The sequence below is a fragment of the Prosthecobacter sp. genome, from assembly GCF_044378005.1.
Taxonomy (GTDB): Bacteria; Verrucomicrobiota; Verrucomicrobiia; order Verrucomicrobiales; family Verrucomicrobiaceae; genus Prosthecobacter.
The window spans coordinates 16,205-38,990 of record NZ_JBILYB010000028.1; the positions used below are offsets into that span (position 1 = coordinate 16,205).

A 22,786-nucleotide genomic window follows, 5' to 3' on the forward strand; every position below is an offset into this window, starting at 1 on the left:
GACAGATCAGCGGCACCAGCGGCGTGAGGCATTGAGCAAAGGTTTCTCCACCAGCTTGAACAACAGACTGGTGGCAGCGAGCGCGGCCAGGCTCGCCACGAAGGCCACACCATAGGCGAGAGCCGCCGACTCCTTCGCCCAACGTGCCCCTGCGCTGATCACTGCCAGCAAGATCAGCGAGTGGCCGAGATAGATCGAATAGGACGCATCACCCAGCCAGCAGGCCCAGCGCGGCCAGGCTTTTTGTTCGCGGCTCCGCTCCCAGTTAGCCATCAGATAAATCAAAGCCGCAAAGCCCGCCCCAAGGCACACCCGCACCATCAGCGGCTGATCCATCCCATCCGCTGAATCATAGAGCCAGGCTCCGAAGACCAACCCGAAGAGCGCGAGGAGTGCTCCCAGATTTCGGCTCGCCCCTGCGCTCGCGCTTTTGAAGAAAAAGCAGGCCAGAACTCCGAAGACGAACTCCACATTGTGGGCATCAAAAAGCAGCCTCGGCATCCCTTCCAATTTCACAGCGGCACCGCTGAGAATCACGATCAGCGCCATCCAGCCGCCCATGATCCAAAGCCCGGCACGACGCCCGAGCAGCAGGGCCAGCAGGAAGAGCGCGTAAAACAGCGCCTCATGCTGCAAAGTCCACGCCGCCGTGATCACAGGCAGGCTGCCGTCAGGTCCGGGCAGCAGCAGATAGGAGGACAAAATGCGGCTCAAATCCGGTCCGGCACCTCCGCGCTGCCAGGCCACGAGTTCGAGGGCGAGCTTCGCCGTGGTCAGCAAAAAGAGCAGCGGATACACCCGGAAAAAACGCCGCGCCAGATAGCGGGGAGCACAGGCGGGCTGACCTAATTCATCCCCATGGACAAAGGCGATGATGAACCCGCTGAGCACGAAAAAGAAATCCACCCCCAGCTCTCCAAAGTGGTAGCAGCCGCCCAGCAGCACCTGTCCGGCCTGACGTTCCGTGAAGAGTCCGGCGTGATAAACGACCACCCCCAGCGCGGCGACACCACGGAAGACTTGCAGGCAGGAAAGATAGGATGCTCTGGCTTGATCGGACATCTTGCGCCGGGCTTGTAGCGATTTTCACCACCAACGCCAGCAGCATTCTCCTCTGGCGAGTCTCCTCCGATCTTGGGCGTGAGTTTGACTTTCCACTGACGAACTCCAAAGGGTGACTTCCACCATGACGCCCCAGTCACCCATTCTGGATTCCAGTTCACCGAAGAGCTTTCGGCCCGTGCTGCTTCTTTTCATCATCGCACTGGCCTTGACCTGGCTCTTTCTCTCCGGGTCAGGAGCACTGACTTCCGATCTCGGCGGTGACCCCGACGAGGCCGCCCACGCCGTGACCTCTCTCATGATTCGGGATTACCTCGCCGAAGCTCCCGGCCACCACCCGATGCAGTTCGCGAAGACCTACTACGACCACTTTCCCCGCGTCGCCCTCGGCCACTACCCACCTCTTTACTACCTCATCGCCGGCCCTTTGCTGATGCCGAAGGTCTCCATCCAGGTGCTCTTCCTCCTCCAAGCCTTGACTCTGGCCGGACTGGCGGCCCTCACCATGGTCATTGGCAGACGACTCATGCCGGACCCGCTGGCCGCCGTCGCCGGTCTTGGCGTCATCGCCCTGCCCGTGGCCTTGAAACTTGTCCAGCATGTGATGTCGGACCTCATGCTCGCGCTGCTTTGCCTCTGGGCCGCCATCGAGTGGGCGAACTACCTGCGCACACCCACGACTCGGCGCGCGCTCTGGTGGGGGCTCATCGCCGCCGCCGCCATCCTCACCAAAGGATCAGGCATGGGCCTGTGCCTGGTGCCTCCGCTGGCCACCGTGCTCGCAGGGCAATGGCGTCTGCTGCTCACGAAATCGTGGTGGTGCGCCGCCCTTCCCGTGGCCGTCCTGGCCGGCCCCTGGATGCTCTACTCCACGGGTATTTCCAAGGAAGGCATGACCCAGCTTTCCCCGCTGCAATACTTCCTGGAGGCCGTGCCCTTTCACCTGAAGGCCATGCCCGAAGTCTTTGGCTGGCTCATCACTCTTCTAGCACTTCTCGGCATCGCCCAGGGTTCCTTCCTCGGCTGGAAACGCCGCAGTCTCAGCCCCGAGGTCGCCTCCCTGCTCGGCCTCACCATCGGCATCGGCTGCATCCTGCTCCTCATCCCCGTGGGCCTGAGCACTCGCTACATGGTCACACTCACCCCCGTCGTCATGCTGGCGGCCATGTCGGGCCTGGGGCTGCTGCCCTGGCGTTCCATTCTGGGGAAAGCCGCCCTCGGCTCGGTGCTCATCATCGTCTTTGTCATGAGCAAAGGTCTGCCAGTGAAGGAAGTCAGCGGCTTTGACTCCGCCGTCAAACTCGCAGGAATCCCTGCCGCAGACGCGCCCAAACAAAACTGGCTCGTCAGCAGCGATCCACGCGGAGAGGGCGCCGTCATCGCCGCCGCCGTCTTCGCCCTGCCAGCACGCGCACCAGCAAACCTGCGCCTCTATCGCGGCGGCAAGGAGCTCTCCGCCAGCGACTGGATGGGCCGGGGCTACAAGCTCGCCTTCGACACCCCGGAAGCCCTCCTCAAGCACCTCGATGAGCGTCAGATCACCTGGGCCTTTGTGGACAAATCCATGCCCGAGGAGCTTCGCCGCCCCCATGATCATCTGCTGGAAAAAGCTCTGAGCTCCCAGCCAGCGGCCTGGAAGCTCGTCCGCGAACAAGCCATCACCCGCAAACCGGGGCAGCAAGGCACCCTACTCATCTACCAGCGTCAGACCTCTGCCGTCCACTGAGGACCAGAGGCAGCCACTGCCTCAGCCTTCACTCAGCTTCTTCGGTGGCAGCGCCGCCACGACCGCTTTCAGCTCGCGTCCTGGCTTGAACCTCACCACGCAGCGATCCGGGATGATCACCGAGTCTTCGGGTTTGTTCGGGTTTCGGCCCACTTTGGCCTTCGCCACGCGGACTTCAAAAGTGCCGAACGTTCGGAACGTCACATCGTTCCCATCGCTCAGCCGTTTGCTCATCAACTGGATGAATGCATCCACCAGAGTGGAGACATCAGACTGGGTGAGTCCGGTCTGGTCGCTCAAGTCAGACACGATTTCGCGTTTGGTAATAGTAGCCATCTTTTTCGGGGGGGTGCTCTAAATGACTTCTTATAGGGAATTCGCAAGCCAATCCTTAGCTGCCAAGGATTCACCCACGAGGAATGATTCAACCCTCGCCAAGCTCGGCAGAGGGTAAATCGAACTTCCAAATACGGTCTCCAGTTGAGCCACACTTTCAGACAACGAACTCGGAAGCCAACGATTCAGGAGGGGTTCTATTCGTTCTTCTCATTCGCGGATATTCGCGGCCATTCGCGTTGAGAACCCAAGACCGAAGTTTCGCCCTACGCCTCCATGCGCCGAATGCCTTGTTGCGCCCGCATCAGGAGACTGGGTCTGGCATTGGGGCGAATGCCGTGGCGATGCGCCGACTCCGGGCGAAGGGAAGTCAAAAAAGGGCGCTCACGGTCAACGATTGGCAGAAGACTTGCTGGTCTGAATGCCTGGCTTCTTTCCCCGGTACCGCCGCAGGCTGTCACATCCGCTTCTTGAGCAGCAACCACAGCAGGCCGATCCCTGCCACGATCGACACCGCTGCTACTGCCCACGGCGTTGATGACGCTGGTTCCGTACTGGGTGTTATTGAAGAAAGAGGTGTTGTTGAAGAAGGCTTTGTCTCGGGTGCTTTCTTTGCTGTTTGAGTCTGCATTACTGGAGACGGTGAAGTCGCAGTTATCGACCCTAAAGGCTTGCTAGGGGCGGGATGTTTCCATCGCTGGAGCTGGAAAGATCGTTCGACAGAAGGAGCCAGGAATGGTCGCTTTTTGGCTAGGTCTTGCACCAGCTTAACATCCTCTTCAGTGCCGTGCTCGATGAAGATGGTCAACGCTGCCTCGTTGGCAGACGCGCTGATCTCATCCGGTCGTGTTTTGATCATCTCGCGAAGATAGTTAACGTAAGGCTCCATCTTGATTGTTCCAATCCGGGAGATGATCAGTGGGATCATATGTTCGTAAAGGGTATTGTGGTTCTTAGCCATGATGTCGAGCAACAAAGGTGTCGCGCTGTCACCACGTCTTTTCAGATCGTTCAGCGCGGCTACCATCTCAGGCGTGCGGCCATCCACGATCTTTGAGCCACCCAACGCTGACCGGACCAGGAATGCATACGCAATACGCAGCTTTGGGTCGGTGAGCAGCATGCTCCTCAATTCTTCTTCTTTGAGCCCTCTTGGATAAGGTTGGTTGACGAACAGAGGTTCCTCGGGCGCGTAGCCGATCACCTGATCTTCAGCCAATACTAAAAAATGCGCAAAGAGAAGGCAGGATAACAAGGGAATGAAGCTATTGAGCCGGAACATAATGGGGAGAGTTAGTTTTGATGTGCTCGGCATCATCCTTCTCAAAGCGTTTTGCCGCATTTGAGGCGTTTGACCAATGTGAAGCAGCGGGAAGAACGGGGTCAGGCGATATGAAGCACGGAAAATCAAGGGTTCCAGCGGCATTCCCTGGGTAAATCGGAGTTTGCTATGATGGCGATGCCCTGAGCACTCCATCCCATACAACGCCGTCCATCGTCACCGAAGCCGCCACCTTCATCGGTATCGACTACCACAAAAAGTACAGCGTTTATCACGCTGCTGAAGCGCTGACCCAACCCTCGTGTGGTTTTTGAAGCTTCCATGAATTATCCTTCGTGCCTCAGGCTCCGCAGAATGGCTTCGCTATAAGGATGCCGCTCATCGCGGCAGGACGGTGGCACTGGCTCTACGAGGTGTTGGAACAGTCCGTGCCAGCGGAGCACCTCATGCTGGCCAACCCCTTCAAGACTCGCATCATCGCCGAGACACAGGTCAAAACGGACAAGATCGACGCACGCATCCTCGCCCTGCTGCTACGTGCGGGACTCGCCAGCGCAAAGATTGAGGCAGCGCTGCTTCTTCGTGCGGCAGCGCACCAGATTCGGTTCCCGGTTCCGATGAGGTACAAACGAGCAACTACTCGAACAGCGTGGACACGCTGGACACGCCCTTTGCCGACCCGGATGCGGAGGCGCTGCGGCAGGCGTGAGGTGTAGAACGAGTTTGAAACTCGTCAGCTGGTGCCCCGAGTTTCCAACTCGGGGGCGGAGAGGGGCGAGATGCCATCTCGCCACACCCATTTTCAATTTGAAAACTCGCTCTACCGCCACGCCTGCACAACTGCCGGTGGAAAAGGCTGCCAAGCTGGCCGAAGCAAGTGCCCCATGCACGCCGCCGGCCCCAAAAACCCTCTCCATGGCATCACTCTCGCCATGATGCTCGAACAGCTCGTGGCGCACTATGGCTGGGAGATGCTGGGCCAGATGATCAAGATCAACTGCTTCAACTTTCACCCGAGCATCCAGTCCAGTCTGGTCTTCCTCCGCCGCACCCCCTGGGCGCGCGCCAAGGTGGAGGAGCTGTACCTCGACTCCCTGCCCGACCTTCGGCAGGCGACAGCTCCCAAGAGCCACGCCGATGATGCATCAACTCCGGTGCAGGGCGCCGATCTCGATGTTGGCCTGCCGGAGACGTGAGGAGATCTCCTTCATGAGGGCCTGAAGCAGTTTGATCTTCAAGTGCGGAAGCGCATCCGCCAAGGCCGTAAACCAAGTGCGGGTGATGACGAGGCACTCCACCTTGTCCATCGCCACCACATCTGCGGAGCGGGGAGAGCCGTCCAGAAAAGCCATCTCACCCGCCGTCATGCCTGCGGCCAGGACATCCACCCGGCGGTGCAGCCCGCCTTCTTCACGGATCTGCACCTCCACATTCCCCTCGATGATCACGTACATCTCGTCGGAGCTTTCTCCTGCGGTGATCAGCGACTCTCCGAGCGCGAACGAACGCCGCGGCAAATCACGCTCCAGGATGCGGATCTCTCCCGGCGTGCAGGTTTGAAAGACGGCACACTCCTCCAGTTTCAGCTCACCCGCCGAGCGCCAGGAGGCCCCCGTGACCGACATGAGCAGGGCGTCCTCACTGGTTTCGAGTGCCGCATCCACCGTGGCAAAAATGGCGCTGGAGGGAATACCCGCCTCATTCAAACGCGGGGTCAGTTTTCCAGGCTGACATAGGATCACCCGCACTCCCTGCCGCTCCAGACGGGAACGCAGATCGGCCAGCAGTTTCAGGCTCACCGTGTTCGCCGTGACCACCGCACGCAGATCGAAGATCACATGCAGGCAGCCAGCATTCGCGAGCTGGAAGACCTGCCTGACCACGGGCTCGAAGGTGGTGAAAATCAGCCCGCCCTGCAGTTCCAGCACCTGGATGCGCCCCCCATGCGTCTTCAGCGTTTCCCGTGAAGCAAAAGGCAGCCGCCGCCGCGCGGTGACCTCTCCGCCGTGATAGGAAAGCCGCACCGCTGTGCGTGGCGTCGCCGTGGGATTCATCATGTGCAGCGCCAGCTCGCGGGAGAGATCCATGCACACCTTGATGCCGCGCAGGCTGTTCCCCTGCGGGTCCAGAGCCGGTGAAAAGACGCCAATCCCGAGCTGCCCGGGCAGCACCGCGAGGATGCCTCCACCGACACCACTTTTCGCCGGCAACCCCACGCGATAGATCCACTCGCCCGACCAGTCATACATGCCGCAGGTGGCCATCACGCCGAGCACGTTATCGACATACTGGGAGGCGATGGCGCGCTTTCGCGTCAGTGGCTGCACACCTTGATTCGCCAGCGTCGCGCCCATCAGCGCCAGATCACGGCAGGTCACACGGATGGAGCACTGCTGGAAATAAGTCTCCAGCGTCTCATGCGGATCTTCATCCACGATGCCGAAGTTGCGCAGCAGCCAGCCGATGGCTCGATTGCGGTGTCCCGTCTCACTCTCGCTGCGATACACCACGTCATCGATGTCCAGATCACGTCCGGCAAAGCCGCCCAAATACGCCAGCAGCCTTTCAAAGCGGGACTTGCCATCCTTCGGCAAAACCTGCCCGCAGGTGGCGATGGCTCCCGCATTGATCATCGGATTGAAAGGCGCGCCCGTGCCTTCCTTCAGGCTGATCGCATTAAAAGCTTCCCCCGATGGCTCCACGCCGATGCGCTTCAGCACATGCTCCTCACCCCGGTCCTCCAGCGCGAGACCGTAGGCCAGCGCCTTCGAGATGGATTGAATCGTGAAGAGCTGCCTCGTGTCCCCCACCTCATAGACGTGGCCGTCGCGCGTGGCGATGCAGATGCCGAACCACTTCGGGTCGGCTTTGGCCAGTTCGGGGATATAGTCGGCGACATGACCCTCCATGACAGGCGCATAGCGGGCATGGAGCGTCTCAAGGTACTCTTGGATGGGAGAGAGCATCCCATCTGCCTAAGCAGGGATGGTGCCGGGAGATTCTTTATTTTGTCCCCCTGCCCGATCCGCCACAAAAATGGTATGCGTGCAGCGCTTCGCCTGCGGGTAGGCTTTGCATGGCACGACGGCGACTTTGAAGCCTGCTTTCACCAGCTTCTTCTCGAAGCGCCGGTCCGAGCTCGCGGACCAGAAAGTCACCCGCGCTCCCGGCTTCAGCGCCTGGATGATCGCCACGAAACCCTGCGCCTGATACAGCCGCTCATTGCCGTCCTGCACCATCGCGATGGGGCCATTGTCCACATCCAGCATGATCGCATCGTAGTGTCCCTTCGGTGCCTCCGTGATGGTCTGATACACATCCCCCACGATCACCTTCACCCGAGGATCGTCCAGCAGCGCTCCATTCACCTCGCGCAGATGCTCGCGATTCCAGGCCACGATCTCCGGCAGCAACTCCGCCACCTCCACCACCGCATCCGGCCCCACCATCTCCAAAACCCGCCGCAGCGTGAAGCCCAGCCCCAGACCGCCGATCAGCACCCGCATCCCCGGCTGCTCGACGAGTCGCGTGCAGGCCAGCTCCGCCAGGGCCTTTTCCGACTCATTGGCGTTCGTGCCCATGAGCGGCTGCCGGTCCACCCGGATATAAAAGTGCGTGTCGTGAGAGTGCAGCGTCATCTCTGCACCCTCGGGAGTGCGGGCCGAGGCCAGTTGGAGGAAAGGTTTCAAAGTCCGCCGCCCATCGTCTGAAATGTCGCAGCACGCATCTTGAAAAGATTCGCGCACTTCCCATACTCGCACGAACAGCACCCCCAGATCTCACCCCCCGCGCCATGCTTTCCTTCCTGAAAATCCGTAACCTCGCCCTCGTGGAAGATGTGACTTGGGAGCTGGCTCCGGGGCTCGTCGGCGTCACGGGCGAGACTGGCGCGGGGAAATCCATCATCGTCGGTGCGCTGAAACTCATCCTCGGCGAGCGCGCCGACCGCAGCCTCATCCGCACGGGGCAGGACACCTGCACCGTGGAGGCCAGCTTTCACCTCAAAGACAGCCGCGCCGTGGATGCCGTGCTGGAGGACGCCGGGTTGGAACCTTGCCAGGACGGTGAACTGCTCATCAAACGCGCCGTCAGCGTCGGCGGGGCAAACAAGCAGTTCGTGAACTGCTCCCCCGTCACCATCCAGGTGCTCAAATCCCTCGGCGAGCTTCTCGTCGATCTCCACGGGCCGCATGATCATCAGTCGCTGAACTCGCAGGAGCGCCAGCTCGAGATGCTGGACAAAGCCGCCGGGCTCGAAGACACACTCGCCACCTACGAGGAATCTTGGAAGCAATGGCGCGCGGCTTTGACCGAACTCGAAGACCTCGAAAACAGCGAGCGCGCCGGCACCCAGCAACTCGACATGCTGAAGTTCCAGGTCAACGAGATCGCCGCAGCCAACCTCAAGCCCGGCGAGGAAGAAGAGATCGAGTCACGCCACCGTATCGCCGCGAACGGCGCACGTCTCGCCGAGCTCTGCGGAGCCATCACCAGCCGTCTCAGTGGCGATGAAGGCGGCGTGCTCGATACCCTGCGCGAGATCAGCCGCAGCATCCACGACCTCGAAAAGATCGACCCCGCGTCAGCAAAAATGTTTGAGGGCTTCCAGTCCGCACTCATCGAACTCACCGACCTCGAAAGCAGCGTCCAGGACTACGCCGACGACCTCGAGATCGACCCCGCCGAACTCGCACAGCTCGACCAGCGCATTCACACCATCCAGACGCTCAAACGCAAATACGGCCCCACCGTGCAGGCCATCCTCGACTTCCTCGCCGAAGCCGAAACGAAGCTCAGCAAGATCGAGAACCGAGGCGAAGAGCTGGAGCGACTGGGCAAGCTCGTCAAAGACCGCCGCACGCAGGTGGACAAGCTCGGCAAACAGCTCAGCGAAAAGCGTGGCAAAGCCGCCCCCAAACTCGCCAAAGAAGTCGCCACCCACCTCGCCGACCTCGGCTTCAAGCGCAGCGTCTTCGAGGCTCAGCTCACCACTCTCGGCGAACCCGCACGCCACGGCTTCGAGGAAGTCGATTTCCAATTCGCCCCGAATCCTGGCGAGCCATTAAAACCCCTCCGCCTCACCGCCAGCTCGGGCGAAATGTCCCGCGTTCTGCTCGCCGTCAAAAGCGCGCTCGCGAAACAAGACAGCGTCGGTTTGCTCGTCTTCGATGAGATCGACGCCAACGTCGGCGGCAACATCGCCGAAGCTGTCGGCCGCAAGATGGCCTCGCTCGGAGCCACGCATCAAGTCATCGCCATCACCCACTTCCCGCAGGTTGCTTCCTTGGCGCAGAGCCACTTCGTCGTCACCAAAGACATCGTCGGCGACCGCACCAAATCCACCATCCGCGAGATCGCCGCCGACGAACGCATCGAAGAACTCGCCAGGATGCTCGGCGGCAAGATCGAGTCCGCGAGAGAGCATGCGCGCGGGTTGCTGGCCGGAGCGTGAAATGCTTGTCACCAGATCTATGGGATTAGATTCTGTCGAACTCGTGCTGAATTTTGAAGCCACGTTTCAGATTGAGATCCCTGATCGTGAAGCAGAGAAAATGCTGACACCAGCTCATGTGATCGACTTCATCTGCCGTGAGCTTGGCATCTCCCCTTCTGCACAAGACCATGCTCCCAGAATACTTTCTGCGGACAACTACTGGGCCAAGCTGGAGAAGGCGCTCAGACAGCTTTTGCCTAAAGCTGATGTGAGGCAGTTCAGCGACCTCGAAGCACTTTTCCCAGAGCGGGCAGAACGAAAACATCACTGGCACGAGCTACACGACCTTCTCCAAGCACAGTACTGGCCGAGTCTGGGCTGGCTGGGAATGGGCACCGGATTTCCAAAAGATATCGAGACGGTTGGAGACCTCGCCGAGTGGCTTCGTCAACGTGCTGCACTGCCCTTTTCCACTGAGGAACGACAATGCTTGAGCCGTGAGGATGTGGCTGAAGTCATCAAAGCGATTGTGATCTGCCAAATAGGCGTTTCAGATGCCAACTACGCGGAGCATAAACGCTTCGTCGAAGACTTGGGCGTGGACTGAGCTGCTGGCCGGGGCGTAGCTCGGCTTTCAAAGCCGAGTTCAATGAAGGTGACGACCTTGTGAGCCCTCCGCGCTCCCAGAACTCGGCTCTGGAGAGCCAAGCTACGGATTCGATCCCGCCTTAGCGTCCGGCGGACCAGAGGCGCATGATCACGCCGCCATTTCCACGGCTTTGCTCCACTTGGCGTCACCGGTCAGAGTGCCGCGCAGGTAGGTCTCGGCTTCCTGGCAGTTCTTCTCAGGATCAAGCGGGAGACGCAGGGTGAGTTCGAGGCCTTGAGGTGAGAGACGCTTGGCGGAGACGGTGCCGCCGTGGAGGTGCATGGTGACGTAGCAGGCCATCATGTTCACGCCGAAGTCATCCGGCTTGCGGCTGCGGGTGTAAAAGGGATCGAAGAGATTGGCCCCACTGTCATGCGGGCCACCCCAGGCCGCATTGTCGGTGAGGGTGATAATGGCGTAATAATCGCCAGTGGCATCGGTTTGCAGACTGGCCTGGATGTGGATGCTGTCTCCGGGCTGGAGGTGGGTGAGCTCCTCGATGAAAAGCAGCCGTAGGAGCTGGCGGAAGCGCTCGCCATGCACCAGCAATGCCGGGAAGTTCTGCGCGATCTCGATGCTGAGCTGGACTCGGTTTTCCTGAAAGTGCCCGGCGTAAGCAGCCTGGGTCTCGCTGAGCAGGTCATGGAGGCTGACCTGCTCGGTGCGGGCGAGTTTGCGCGCGTGGGAGGCGTGGGCGAGGTGAGTGAGCAGGGACTGGATGCGGTCGATCTGAGTGGCGGCTTGATTCTGGGTCTCGATCCAGAAGGAGGGGTCACGCGGAGGCCGCGCATCGATCTCCTCCATGAGCTTCATGGGGGCGAGGTCGATGAAGGCCCGCACGACGGTGAGGGCGTTGCGAAGATGATGATTCAGCCCTTCAGCCAGGATGCCCATGCCGCTTACTTTGTCCGCCATGAGCTGGGTGCGGAGGTCGTCGGCTTTTTCGTGGAGGAGCCGCTCACGGTTGAGCAAGGTTAGGTAGGCCTCCATGCCATCCCGGAGCACGAGAGCGAATTGCTCGGGATCCACGGGCTTGTGCAGGTAGCGCCAGGCGCGGCCTTCATTCACGGCCTTCACCGCGCTGTCATAGTCGGTGTAGGCGGTGACGAGGATGCGGATGACATTGGGCTGGAGCCTGCGGGCGCGTTCCATGAGCTCCACGCCGCTTTCGCCGGGCATGCGCTGGTCAGTCAGGAGGATGCCGATGCGCGCACCATGCTCTTCCAGAATGCGGAAACCATCGGCGGCATTCGTGGCCGTGTGGATGACATACTCATCCTCAAAGATCTGCCGGAAGTAGCGCAGAGATTTTTCCTCATCATCCACGTAAAGGATGTGAAAAGGGTGCTGGGCCTCGCTGGTCATGGGCTGTCGGGTGCTGGATTGAAGGTCAGGATAAACTCGGTGTATTCGCCCGGCTGGCTGTAGGCCTCGATCTTGCCGCCCATGCCCTGCATCATGCGGTAGCAGAGGCTGAGCCCGAGGCCCATGCCCTTGCCGACTTCTTTCGTCGTGAAGAAGGGATCAAAGATGCGTTGAAGGGCGTCCTGGGGGATGCCGGTGCCGTTGTCGCGCATTTGTAGCTGGATGTGATCGCCCTTGCGAATGATGCTGAAGGTGATGGCCGGATCTTCCCGTCCCGCGAGCGCATCCACGCTGTTCTGGATCAGGTTGATGAGGATCTGGACGATGTGGTTTTCATCTCCGAGCACGATGATGTCCTCGGGCAGATCGATGAAGAGTTCCATTTCGTGGTCGGTCACCTGCTGGTTCATCAATCGCACAGCCTTGGCCACGGTTTGATTCAGGTTCACCGGCACGCCGCCTTTGTTTTCGGGATGAGCAAAGGTGCGCAGATCATTCACGATCGAGGCCACGCGGTCCACGCCTTCGCTGATGTCCGAAAGGATTTCCTGCACCTGCTCCACCATTTCGGGCGGCATGGTACGGGACTTTTTTTTCAGTACATAGACCGCAGACTTCACGAAGTTCAGTGGGTTGTTGATCTCATGCACGATGCCTGCGCTGAGCCGGCCGATGGAGGCCAGCTTCTCGCTTTGAGTGAGCTGAGCCTCTGTTTCACGCAGGCGCTGGAGCGTGGTGGTCAGTTCCTCATTTCGTGAACGCAGCTCTTCACGCTGGGCCTCTACTTTGCAGCGGTTCACGAACTCACTCAGCCGGATGCCGTAATGCTGGCGGCTGCCGAAATAGAGGATCACGCAGGTCAGCAGCAAAAAGAGCGTGTTGTTGAGGAAGAGACCATTGGCTCTCAGCCCGGCACCGAAGTGCAGATTCGGCACGGTGGCGGCGAAGTAGCACAGCAGCACGAGCCCGACGGTGAGCCCGATCTCCTCGAAGGTCCACTGGAACACAAAGGAGGTGCCCACGAGGCAGAGCAGCAGCCCGGCGTAGTAGGACGAGCTGGCGTTCCCGGTCAGGAACAGCATCACGCAGATCGCTATCGCAGGGATCAGAGGTAGTATGACCGGATAAACGCGGTGGTAACGCGCCGCCCACGGGCGGTCCAGGGCCAGCAGAAGCGGGACGCAGAATAGGGAGCAGACCAATCGAAGGACGAGGAACTCCCAGAAGCGCAGTGGGTAGGCCAGCCAGTCCAGCACCGAGCAGAATGGCACCAGGATCATCACGAACCACGCGCCCAAGCGCGCATTTCGCATGTTCAGCTCCTGGATCTCCGTCGCAAAGCGTCCCGAGCGCTCGGCTTGCGCCAGGACTTTGGCATCGATATTCGGTGCGGCTGCCGGAGGCGATGGCGCAGCCTCATCCAACTGCACGAAGTGCAGCGGGGTAGTCATGGAGGGGACGGCAAAGTGTGACATAAAGCTCTAATTATAGAAATTACACTCAGCTTAATTATTGTGCAAACAGGAAACTGGGGGTTCTTCAACCATCTCGGCCTTCCAACGCCCTCCCTTCAGCTCTGTCAAAGGCCCGTCATGCTATCTCCCAGGCGCACTTTCACTATCCGTCTCCTCGCCGTCTTTGGCCTTCTCGCCATCTCCATCTGGAGCCAGCGTGCCCTCTGGGCTGACACGAGCGACCTCGCCGAAAAAGCCCGCCGCCATGCGCCGAAGGACGAGACCTTTGCCTCCCGGCTCGTCGATGCCGCGCTCAACCGCCCCAGCCAGCGCGTTCGCTACGATCCCGCCTACGTGAAGCTCGACTACCCCGGCGGCGATGTGCCCGCCGACACCGGCGTCTGTACCGATGAGGTCATCCGCTGCTACCGGGCGCTCGGCTTCGATCTGCAAAAACTCGTCCACGAGGACATGAAGCGCGCCTTTTCCGCCTACCCGAAGAACTGGGGCCTCAGCACGACGGACAAAAACATCGACCACCGCCGCGTGCCAAATCTCCAGACCTTCTTCAAGCGCCAGAAAGCCTCCCTGCCCGTCACCCAAAATCCCGCCGACTACCTCCCCGGCGACCTCATCACTTGTACCGTCGCTGGCAGACTGCCCCACATCGCCCTCGTCGTCCCCGCCCCAGACGGCAGCGAGCGCCCCTGGATCGTCCACAACATCGGTCAAGGTCCGCAATGCGAGGATCGTCTCTTCGAGTTCCCACTCACTGGGCATTACCGCTGGCATCCGGGGAGGTGATAAGCGGTATCTTCGGCTAATCGACCTTTTGCGGCTTCAACACGGCTGCCCAGGGATTTTGGAGCTCCACCTTGTCTCGATTTCGCTGCCACCAGCCCAGCATCTCCTGATGATAGGCAGCTTCAAAGGTCGCGGCATCTTCTTCTTTCTGGGCTACCCGCATCTTCGGCAGACCAAGCTGATGATGAAAAGCCGTGTTTGAGAGGACCACGAGCAATCTGTTTCTCGTGGCGCGAAACAGAGCACTATAAACGTAAGGATTGTCGTCTTTGTGAAGCACTGGGTCGAGCATGGTCAGGGCACGCTGCATCGCCTGCTTGTCGCCACGTTCGATCATTACGGTGGCCGCCCAGTCACCTGCAATACCCGGCACTTCGGACAGCTTCTGCAACTCGCGAAGACCAGCCTGTTTATCCTCGAAGCACAAATAGACAGCCGCTGCGACACGAACGTAGGGATCTTTGGCCGTCAGCAGTTTGGTGAAATTCTCCGCTCGGTTTTTCCCGCATTGGAAGCAGAAGGCTGACCCAGCTTCGTAGCCCAGTTCAGTTACTTCCCCCCACTTGTTTAAACTCGTCCAGGACAATAAAGCCTCGGCCACCAATGCTGGATCGTGCTTCACGAGAATGTCGAAGACCTCGGAGCGTTTTGGGCCCCATTCGTTGGCCTGAAATGTCTTGCGAGCTTCCTCGATCCGCTCGGCACTCACCAATGGCTCAGGCTGAGGAGTATCGGGAGACTTCCTGGGAGCAATCGTGGCTTTGGAATCACGTAAATGCCGTCGTAAAGACTCGGTCGTAGCTTTATGCAGCTCAGCCCCCAATGGAGAGTTCTGTGGTAGCATCGCCTCCACCGCCGCAAGGGTCTTTTCTCGACCTCCATAAGATAGAATATTCTTCAGTCGGTGCTTTTCACTTTTTCCTTCAAGAGGCATATCAAAGAGCGCCGTCAGGATCTGCTCCACGGTTTTTGCAGATACAACCTCTTGGCGCAGTTGCTTGGAATCAGGCGACTCAGCACCATCTGATGTGACATAATCATCAAGTGTCTGCAGAGCCCGATCTCGAAGTGTGAGCAGTTCCTGGTCATTGAAAAACTGATACTCCATCACCTTTGTGCGCACTTGATCGAGAGTGCGGACGTTTCTGCCGAATGAAGATGCCAGTCCATATGCTTCGTCAGGTGATCCATTAAGCGCCCACTGCCCCTGGAAGAGCGGCAGAGTATAGTCTGGCTGAACCCTACGCCACCAGAGAGGAAAATCTGGAGCAAAGCTAAAACTCGATAAGCGGATCTGAGCTGCTCTTGAAGCCATTATCAAATGCTTGTCTCCGGTAAGTACCGTGGGGAACCGATCTCCATGAGCATCAGGCGGAATCGCCACTAGCATCTTCGTTCCTTCGGCCTGTCCCTTCCAAGATTCCACCACCTTATAACCTGCAACGATACCGCCCGCTTCGACAAACTCTACAACCCCCACAAAGTCAGCGTTCTCGAAGAGCTGTTCCCAAGTTTGAAATGGAACAGTTGTGCCTGATGCCTGAGGTGCCTGCCAACCGATCAGGAATGCGGCGATGAGACTTACAGAAGCTTTCATGAGTCTGATTCTAAGTCACCTGCTGCGATAGATACAAGAAGCAAACCCGTGGCTCTAATACCGTGCTTGCATCTACTCGTGTCCCCTTCCACCCATCGCGTCTCGCATGAAAAAATCCTGGCTCGTCGCGCTCGTCCTTTTGCCTCTCGTCGTCATCGGACTGGCGCGGCTGCGGCTGGAGACGGATATTTTGGCCACGCTGCCGGGCGAGGTGCCGGAGGTGCGGGCGCTGAAGCTGCTGCGGGATGGCTTTGCGGGCGGGAGCGATCTCGTGATCGCCCTAGAGGCGGAGGATGAGGCGAATTCGGAGGAGCTGACCAGCGCTCTGGCCGAGCGACTGCAAAAGCGCACCGATCTGGTGAAGGAGGTGCGCTGGGCGCAGCCGATGGAAGCGCAGGCGCAATCGGGCGCGGCGCTGCTGGCGTGGTCGTTGCAAAACACGGACCCAGGGAAGCTGCGCGCCGTGCAGGCGCGGCTGGAAGGCGATGGCGCGAAGGCTCAGCTGCAAAAGGCACTGCAAGCCGTGGCGACATCGCTCGACGCCGAGCGTGTGCAGCGGGCTTCGTATGATCCACTCGGGCTCCTGGAAAGTCTCGACACCTCCGCAGCAGGTGCGCTGGAGGGCTCGCTCTTCGGCCTCGTCTCGGAAGACGGTGCCTTCCGTGCGCTGATGGTCACGCCAGCGACCAGCGTGGGCAATTACAAGGTCGCCGGAGCCTGGCTGGAGCAGATCAAAGCCGAGGTCGCGCAGGTGACGAAGGATCAAACCGCCACCGTCCGCTACACGGGCGAGCCAGCCTTCCAGGCCGAGATCGGCGCGGGGATCGAGAAGGACATGTCGAGCACCATTGGCATGACGGAGGTCTTCATCGCGCTCCTGTTCTGGATCATGTTCCGGCGCTTGAAGCCGCTGCTCTGGATTCAGGGTCTCGTGGCGTTGAGCATGGTGCTCACGCTCGGCTTTGGCGGGCTCATCGTGGGGAAGCTCAGCATCATGTCCCTCGGCTTCGCGGCCATCGTGCTTGGGATCATCATCGACTACGCCGTGCTCATCATCCAGGAGGCGCGGCAGCATCCTCAGCTCGATGCCAGTGCTTTGAGAAAGCTGGCCGCGCCGGGAATCGCCGCCGGTGCCTGCACCACGGCGGTGGTGTTTCTCTCGCTACTTTTCAGCGGCCTGCCCGGCATGGCGGAGATGGGTCTGCTGGTGGCGATTGGTGTCATCGCTGGTTTGGGCGTGATGGTCTTCTTTGTGCCAAAACTGGCCGCTGGGAAGCAACTCGAACAACCCGCGACCTCCGCGCCTGCTTGGCATTCCCATCGCGGACTCGCCGTGGCCGGAACGCTGGTGCTCGTGCTCGGCATCGCGGGCATTCTTGCCCTCAAAGGTCTGCCTGCTTTCCAAACCAGCGCCGAGGCCCTGCGCCCGACGAAGAGCGAGTCGATGGACACCTTCCAGTGGGTGCAGGAGCGGCTCGGTCGTGACACCGAAGCCAGCCTTCCTGTGCTCATCACCGGCCCTGCAGCCGACCTGCGCGCACGAACTCAGGCACTGAGCACAAAGCTCGATGGAGCCGTGAAGTCCGGCACCCTCGTCCGCCACATGCTGCCCACCATGCTCGTGAGCGATCCCCAGGCTCAGGCAGCGAATCGTGCCTTCATCGACTGGCTCCAGCGCGAGCAACCGAGGCTGGAAAAAGAGATCGACGCCGCCGGTTTCACCGAAGCGGCCATGGGCCTGCTGCGAGGCGTCTGCGGCGTGTGGAAACAAGGCGACACCGAAGCTGCCGCCGCCTCCATTTTAAATCGTGTGCTCGCCACCGGCACTCGTGCCGAGGCCGCAGGCATGAAGCCGGGCGAGGGCATCGTGCTCGCCTCCGTGAGCGTGCCTGGAAAACCCGGCCTGCCGGACCGGGCCAAACTCGCCGAACTTCAAAAGCTCCTCACGCCCGAAACCGGTGCCTGGGTGGCAGGTTGGGAAACTCTCGGCGGAGCGCTTTCCACTCTGGTCCGCGCGGATTTGAACCAGCAGTTGATCCCCATCGTCGGCCTGATTGCGCTGACGCTCTTCATCACCTTCCGCCGCTGGCGGGATCTGCTGCTCTCTGTGCTGCTGCTCGCGGGCGGACTCGGTGCATTGGCCGCCACGATGAGCCTGCTCGGACTTGGCTGGAATCTCGCCAGCCTCGCGGCGATCCCTCTCCTGCTCGGCACCGGCATCGACTACGGCATCCACATCCTGCTCGCCCTGCAACGCACCGGCAACGACGTCCGCCAAGTGCAGGCCAGCACCGGCCGCGCCGTCTTTTTCTCCGGCATGACCACCGTGATCGGCTTCTCCAGCCTCTTCTTCGCCGGTAATCGCGGCATCTCCAGCCTCGGCCTCGCCTGCTGCCTCGGCACGCTTTGGATTCTCATGATCGTCCTCTGGCTGCTGCCGCACTGGCGGGCCTGGATCACGCCGACTGCGCAGCCTACGCGATGAGTTCCTTCACCACATGCCCGGCGATGTCCGTGAGGCGGAAATCGCGGCCGGCATAGCGGTGCGTGAGGCGCTCGTGATCCATACCGAGGAGGTGCAGGATGGTGGCGTGTAGATCGTGGATATGGACTTTGTTTTCCTGGGCGAACCAGCCGTAGTCGTCCGTGGCTCCGTAGGCGAAGCCGGGCTTCACACCGCCGCCTGCCATCCACATCGTGAAGCCATAAGGGTTGTGATCGCGACCATCATTGCCCTGTGCCGTGGGCGTGCGGCCAAACTCGCCGCCCCAGATGACGAGTGTGTCATCCAGCAGACCGCGCGAGCGCAGATCCTTCAGCAGACCGGCGATGGGCTTGTCCACCTCGGCGGCGTTTTTGCTGTGACCTTTGTAGAGATTGCCGTGCTGATCCCACTGCACCTCGCTGTCGCTGTGAGTGACCTGCACAAAGCGGACTCCTTTTTCCAGGAACCGCCGCGCCATGAGGCATTGGCGGCCAAAGTTTGCCGTCACCGGATTGTCGAGACCATACATCTTCTGAGTGACAGCGGTCTCGTGCGTGATGTCCTGTACCTCGGGCATCGTGCCCTGCATTCGGAAAGCCAGCTCGAAGCTGTTGATGCGACCTTCGAGCGCCAAGTCAGCACCCGCGAGCTTGAGGTGCTCCTGATTCGACTCCGCGAGGAAGTCGAGCTGGCGACGCTGCATCGTCTCGCTCAGGCGCGGGTTGCGGATGTGCTTCACGAAAGCCTGGCTGGAAGGAATGCTGGCATTGCCGATGGGCGTGCCCTGGGTCCACGCGGGTAGGAAAGCCGCGCCCCAGTTGTTCACGCCACCATGAGCGAGTGTGGGGCAGATGGTGATGAAGCCCGGCAGGTCATCATTTTCCGTGCCCAAACCATAAGTGATCCACGACCCCATGCTCGGCCGCACCTGCGTGTCGCTGCCCGTGTGGAGCTTCAGCAAAGCACCGCCGTGAGCGGGATTTGTGCCGTGCAGAGACCGCACCACGCAGAGTTCATCAGCACACTGCGCCACATTGGGGAAGAGCTCGCTCACCGGCAGCCCGCTTTCGCCATACTGACGGAATTTCCACGGCGACTTCAGCAGCTTGCCCGTGGCCGCAAAGGTCACACGCGGCACTTGGAAAGGATACGCCTTCCCATCATCGCGCTGGAGCAGCGGCTTCGGATCAAAGGTGTCCACATGCGATGGCCCGCCCTTCATGAAGAGGAAAATCACCCGTTTCGCCTTCGGCGTGAAGTGCGTCTTCTTTGCCAGCAGCGGGTTCAGTATTGCTGAAGGTGCCGCAGCGCTCGACTGAGCCAGCATCGCATTCAAAGCCAGATATCCAAAGCCCCCGGCGGAGCTTTGGAGAAGTTGGCGGCGTGAGAAAGGCGTCTTCATGGTTTTAGCGAAGGTACATGAACTCATTCGCCGCGAGCAGGGACTGGCAGAGCAGTGACCAAGCTTCGTCCTTGTTGGGGCTGCCTTCGATGAAGCGGGTGGCGCGGTCGAGTTCGCGGGTGTTCGGCTCGCGCCCGTAGGCGAGGTCGTAGGCACGGTGGAGTCGGGCGGCGATGGAGCCGTTATTCGTGTCGCGAGCGAGGCGTTTAGCCAGAGCGGCGGCGGAATCCATGACGACGGGGGCATTCATCATGATGAGCGCCTGCGGGGCGACGACGGTGGCGTTGCGGCTGCCGGTCGGCATGGTCGGATCAGGGTAATCGAACTGCTCCAGCATGTCGTAAAGATGATTGCGGATGATGGGCAGATAAAGAGCGCGGCGAGGTGTCTCGTAGGAGGTGTGGTCGCGGGAGGTGTGGTTGAAGACGAACTCGCGATTGCGCAGCGGGATGGTTTTCCCGCCGATCTGCTGACTGAGGGTGCCGGCGACGTGGAGGATGCTGTCGCGGATCTGCTCAGCTTCGAGACGCTGGATGTTGAAGCGCCAGAGCAGGCGATTCTCAGGATCGAGCATCGCAGGATCTGGCGATGAGGAGGCAGTGCCGGAGCTGGGATGACTGGAGGCCATCTGGTAGGCGCTCGATTTCATGATGAGGCGGTGCATGTCCTTCATGGACCAGCCGTTCTCGATGAAGACGCGGGCGAGCCAGTCGAGCAATTCGGGATGCGAGGGCTTGTCGCCAAGCACGCCGAAGTTGTCGGTGGAGGTGACGATGCCTTTGCCGAAATGCCAGCGCCAGAGGCGGTTCACCATGACGCGGGCGGTGAGCGGATGCTCGCTGGAGGCCAGCCAGCGGGCGAGTTCGAGACGACCGCTCTGCTTCGCGGGCAGCACGGGTTTCGTCATGGAGGTTCGCATGACTTCGGGGAAGCCCCGCTCGATCTCTTTGCCGAGCGTCAAATAGCTGCCGCGTATGTGGATCGGCATGGCGCGGATGGTCGCGGCTTCGCCGACGCCCATGAAGGCTGGCGGATCGGGCGTTGCACCCTCGACCGTCATGAGGTCGTCCATCATGGAGGTAACCTTCGCCAGCGTGGCGGCATCAAAGGCATCTGCATCTTTGTCCGGGATGGCGAGGAAGCCCGCGATGTCATCGAGCGCGGCACGAGCTTCGGCGACATCGACAGCGGGCTTGTCTTTGGCCTTCGGGTCGAGTTTCAGCGCAGCTGCAAAGAGTGGCGCGTAGTGCTGGCGAACCTCTGCGGACTTCTTCGCAGCGGTCAAAGTGCGCCATTGGGTGAAGAAGGGATGCTCGTTTTTCCGAGTGAGATATTGGCGGCAGGTGAGCAGGTAGCGCGGACGGAGTTTGGCGGCAGCGGCGAGCTTTTCGACCTCGGCAAAGTCAGGATCATCCGGCAACTGCGCGGAGGCGGTGAGATACTCGGCTGCTTGAGAATGCAGTTCGGCTTTTAGTTCGGCACGAGCTTTGGCGGTGAAGGTGGTGACGACCTTCCGCTTCTCAGCGGCTTTGGCTTCGTGGGCTTTTTTGGCAGCGATCTGTTCGGGCGTGGCCATCTGGTGCTCATACCAGAATTTGATGGCACCCATCTTTTCATCCGAGAGCGAGCGAGTGCTGCGGAAGATGGCGGCGAGCGCGTAGTAGTCAGCCTGGGTGACGGGATCAAATTTGTGATCGTGGCAGCGCACGCAGCCGAAGGTCATGCCGAGGAAGGCCTTGCCGAGTGTGTCGAGCTGCTCGTCGATGATATCGAGCTCCATCTTCTTCACGTCGGGCTCGGCGAGCACGCGACCTCCGAGCGCGAGGAATCCCGTGGCGGCAAGAGCTTCGTGACGATCCGCCGTGTCGTGGGCTGGCAGCAGATCGCCGGCGACTTGCTCGATGAGGAATTGGTCGAAGGGTTTGTCGTTGTTGAAGGCGCGGACAACGTAGTCGCGATACCGCCAGGCATGGCCGAAGGCGACGTTTTCATCCATGCCATTCGAGTCGGCGTAGCGCGCGACATCGAGCCAGTGACGGCCCCAGCGTTCACCATAGGCAGGTGAGTTCAGCAGGCGCTCGATGACGCGGGAGAAGGCATCGGTGGACTCGTCTTTGAGGAAGGCTTCGACCTCCTCAGGCGTCGGCGGCAGGCCGGTCAAATCCTGCGTGGCACGGCGGATGAGGGTGCGTTTGTCAGCCGGTGGCGATGGCGAGAGGTTCTTCGATTCAAGCTGGGCGAGAAGGAAGGCATCGACGGGGGTTTTCACCCAGGCAGTGTTCCGCACAGCGGGTGGCGTGGGCGACGCGAGCGGCTTGAAGGACCAAAACTCGCGCCCGGTTTTCAGATCCATGCCCATCGTGGTCTTCGCCACGGGAGCGGAGCCGGTGCGGGGATCGGGCGCGCCCATTTTCACCCACTGCGTCAGCGCTTCCTGCTCGGCAGCGCTGAGCGGGCTCTTCGGCGGCATCTGCATGTCCTGATTCTTGTAGCCGATGGCCTCGATGAGCTTGCTCAGCTCCGGCTTGCCAGCCACCAGCGCTGGGCCGCTGTCGCCACCCGAGAGGATGGAATCCCGTGAATCGAGGGAGAGGCCGCCTTTGACCTTCGCCGTGGTGGAGTGGCACTCGAAGCAGCGCTCCACCAGCACGGGGCGGACTTTCTTTTCAAAGAACTCGATGCCCGCAGCATTCGGTGCCGCCTGGGAGCACAGCGCCACCCCGGCGGTCAAACCGCCGAGCAGGAGAACTCGGAACTGTGGAATCGGGGGGTGCATGACAGAAGACGGCCCAGTGCATACGCAGCAAGGATGCCGACTTTCTCATACGGGCCCGCAATGGCCGAGCCTGATCGACAAGTGACCTGTTCGCATTCCTGAGTGTGACGCCGCTTGCCACGCGAGAAATATCGTTTACACCACGGGCAGCAAACGTAGCATCATTCACACACCCACATGAGCGCCCCCGAACAGCCATCCAACAACAGGTTGAAGCAGGCGGAGAAAATCACCAGCCATCCTGAGCAGTACAAGGTCTGCGAGGCTTGTGGTTCCATCGTGGTGACGCGTGCGGTCACCTGCCCGAGCTGCCATGGCTATCGCTTCGACACCTCCGCTTTCCGCGTGGTGTCACAGGCGAAGGATCTTGCCATGCGCGCGGCGAACTCCGTGCTGGCCTCGGATCTGATGTGA

The 22,786-nt window shown here is 60.5% G+C and carries 18 protein-coding genes; 8 read left to right on the top strand and 10 right to left on the bottom strand.

From position 1 onward, the window contains the following. Positions 1-6 precede the first annotated feature (6 nt). On the bottom strand, positions 7-1,062 hold the full coding sequence (locus AC6FTP_RS08150) for an acyltransferase family protein (RefSeq protein ID WP_497206412.1): 1,056 nt from the start codon (positions 1,060-1,062) through the stop codon (positions 7-9). Between the two features lie 178 nt (positions 1,063-1,240). Here AC6FTP_RS08150 and AC6FTP_RS08155 point away from each other — a divergent pair, with 178 nt between their 5' ends. After that, positions 1,241-2,788, top strand: a complete 1,548-nt coding sequence (locus AC6FTP_RS08155) for a hypothetical protein (protein WP_497206413.1) — start codon at positions 1,241-1,243, stop codon at positions 2,786-2,788. Positions 2,789-2,809: 21 nt separating this feature from the next. Here AC6FTP_RS08155 and AC6FTP_RS08160 read toward each other — a convergent pair whose 3' ends face one another. Then, on the bottom strand, positions 2,810-3,124 hold the full coding sequence (locus AC6FTP_RS08160) for an HU family DNA-binding protein (protein WP_497206414.1): 315 nt from the start codon (positions 3,122-3,124) through the stop codon (positions 2,810-2,812). Between the two features lie 457 nt (positions 3,125-3,581). Next, positions 3,582-4,550 (bottom strand): hypothetical protein, encoded by a 969-nt coding sequence (locus tag AC6FTP_RS08165; protein ID WP_497206415.1) that lies wholly within the window; start codon positions 4,548-4,550, stop codon positions 3,582-3,584. A 227-nt stretch (positions 4,551-4,777) separates the two neighbouring features. Here AC6FTP_RS08165 and AC6FTP_RS08170 point away from each other — a divergent pair, with 227 nt between their 5' ends. Both AC6FTP_RS08170 and AC6FTP_RS08175 read left to right on the top strand, forming a co-directional pair. Then, a complete protein-coding gene (locus AC6FTP_RS08170) occupies positions 4,778-5,122 on the top strand; it encodes a hypothetical protein (protein WP_497206416.1) in 345 nt (114 codons plus the stop codon). A 168-nt stretch (positions 5,123-5,290) separates the two neighbouring features. After that, entirely contained in the window at positions 5,291-5,602 is a 312-nt protein-coding gene (locus tag AC6FTP_RS08175) for a VF530 family protein (protein WP_497206417.1), read from the top strand. On the opposite strand, the gene glsA is transcribed toward AC6FTP_RS08175, so the two are convergent. Continuing rightward, positions 5,552-7,372 carry a glutaminase A gene (gene glsA, locus AC6FTP_RS08180; protein WP_497206418.1) on the bottom strand — a complete coding sequence of 607 codons (1,821 nt, stop codon included), beginning with the start codon at positions 7,370-7,372 and terminating at the stop codon, positions 5,552-5,554. The two genes, AC6FTP_RS08175 and glsA, sit on opposite strands and share 51 nt — an antisense overlap. Before the next feature lie 9 nt (positions 7,373-7,381). Beyond that, positions 7,382-8,095, bottom strand: coding sequence for a spermine/spermidine synthase domain-containing protein (locus AC6FTP_RS08185; RefSeq protein ID WP_497206419.1), 714 nt, complete (start codon positions 8,093-8,095; stop codon positions 7,382-7,384). Between the two features lie 104 nt (positions 8,096-8,199). Here AC6FTP_RS08185 and recN point away from each other — a divergent pair, with 104 nt between their 5' ends. Continuing rightward, positions 8,200-9,858 carry a DNA repair protein RecN gene (gene recN, locus AC6FTP_RS08190; RefSeq protein ID WP_497206420.1) on the top strand — a complete coding sequence of 553 codons (1,659 nt, stop codon included), beginning with the start codon at positions 8,200-8,202 and terminating at the stop codon, positions 9,856-9,858. Positions 9,859-9,877: 19 nt separating this feature from the next. Continuing rightward, a complete protein-coding gene (locus AC6FTP_RS08195; protein ID WP_497206421.1) occupies positions 9,878-10,447 on the top strand; it encodes an acyl carrier protein in 570 nt (189 codons plus the stop codon). Positions 10,448-10,597: 150 nt separating this feature from the next. On the opposite strand, the gene AC6FTP_RS08200 is transcribed toward AC6FTP_RS08195, so the two are convergent. Then, entirely contained in the window at positions 10,598-11,854 is a 1,257-nt protein-coding gene (locus AC6FTP_RS08200) for a response regulator (RefSeq protein WP_497206422.1), read from the bottom strand. Then, complete coding sequence (locus tag AC6FTP_RS08205; RefSeq protein WP_497206423.1) at positions 11,851-13,305, bottom strand: sensor histidine kinase; 1,455 nt, start codon at positions 13,303-13,305, stop codon at positions 11,851-11,853. The genes AC6FTP_RS08200 and AC6FTP_RS08205 overlap by 4 nt, the downstream gene beginning before the upstream one ends. A gap of 141 nt (positions 13,306-13,446) precedes the next feature. Here AC6FTP_RS08205 and AC6FTP_RS08210 point away from each other — a divergent pair, with 141 nt between their 5' ends. Next, on the top strand, positions 13,447-14,112 hold the full coding sequence (locus tag AC6FTP_RS08210) for a DUF1287 domain-containing protein (protein ID WP_497206425.1): 666 nt from the start codon (positions 13,447-13,449) through the stop codon (positions 14,110-14,112). 16 nt (positions 14,113-14,128) lie between these two features. On the opposite strand, the gene AC6FTP_RS08215 is transcribed toward AC6FTP_RS08210, so the two are convergent. Next, positions 14,129-15,709, bottom strand: a complete 1,581-nt coding sequence (locus AC6FTP_RS08215; RefSeq protein ID WP_497206426.1) for a hypothetical protein — start codon at positions 15,707-15,709, stop codon at positions 14,129-14,131. Positions 15,710-15,815: 106 nt separating this feature from the next. On the opposite strand from AC6FTP_RS08215, the gene AC6FTP_RS08220 reads away from it, so the two are divergent. Then, on the top strand, positions 15,816-18,194 hold the full coding sequence (locus AC6FTP_RS08220) for an MMPL family transporter (protein WP_497206427.1): 2,379 nt from the start codon (positions 15,816-15,818) through the stop codon (positions 18,192-18,194). Here the strand turns inward: AC6FTP_RS08220 and AC6FTP_RS08225 are convergent. Next, complete coding sequence (locus AC6FTP_RS08225; protein WP_497206428.1) at positions 18,184-19,596, bottom strand: DUF1501 domain-containing protein; 1,413 nt, start codon at positions 19,594-19,596, stop codon at positions 18,184-18,186. The genes AC6FTP_RS08220 and AC6FTP_RS08225 overlap by 11 nt on opposite strands. Positions 19,597-19,600: 4 nt before the next feature. After that, the gene (locus AC6FTP_RS08230) at positions 19,601-22,372 is read right to left on the bottom strand and encodes a PSD1 and planctomycete cytochrome C domain-containing protein (RefSeq protein WP_497206429.1); all 2,772 of its coding nucleotides are present in this window, start codon (positions 22,370-22,372) and stop codon (positions 19,601-19,603) included. Positions 22,373-22,549: 177 nt separating this feature from the next. Between AC6FTP_RS08230 and AC6FTP_RS08235 the strand changes: the two genes are divergently transcribed. Further along, positions 22,550-22,786 carry a hypothetical protein gene (locus AC6FTP_RS08235; RefSeq protein WP_497201465.1) on the top strand — a complete coding sequence of 79 codons (237 nt, stop codon included), beginning with the start codon at positions 22,550-22,552 and terminating at the stop codon, positions 22,784-22,786.